General features: G+C 49.0%; 1 pseudogene. It reads left to right on the top strand.

What is annotated here, in order from left to right:
- Positions 1 to 590, top strand: a pseudogene (locus R7O13_RS28950) (hypothetical protein); the annotation flags it as partial.

Raw genomic sequence — 590 nt, forward strand, 5'->3', positions numbered from 1 at the left:
GCGTATTGAAACAGTCGTGGGTGAAGAGTTTAACGGCTTCAACAGTAGGGTATGTGGATGCGCCGTTGTTGTCTGTTCCTACGTTGAAACAGCGCGTAGAGTCGCTGACAACGCCGTATGATCTGCAAGCGTTGAGTGGTTTGTCTTCGACTGAAAAGAGCCAGCACGTATTAATCGTTCAAGACCCATTTACCAGTTATTACGATGCGGACGTTGTTGAAGACTTCGTAAAGTTGGTTAAAAAGCTAGGTCTGCATCCAGTGCTTTTGTCATTTAAGCCAAATGGTAAAGCGCAACACATCAAAGGTTTCCTACGCCAGTTTAAAGATACCGCGGCTGATACGGCGAAGTTCTTGGCGATGGTGGCGGACTTAGACATTCCGTTGGTCGGCGTTGATCCGGCATTGGTGCTGTGTTATCGAGATGAGTACGCGGAAGTACTCGGTAGCAAGCGAGGCGATTTCGATGTGCTAACGGCTCACGAATGGCTGTACCCAAGGTTGGAAGCGTTTGAAGCCGCAGAGCAACGGGAAAACCAGGAACCGTGGTACTTGTTTGCGCACTGCACTGAAAAAACCAAAATGCCGAAC

This window comes from Vibrio sp. Y176 (genome assembly GCF_033438945.1).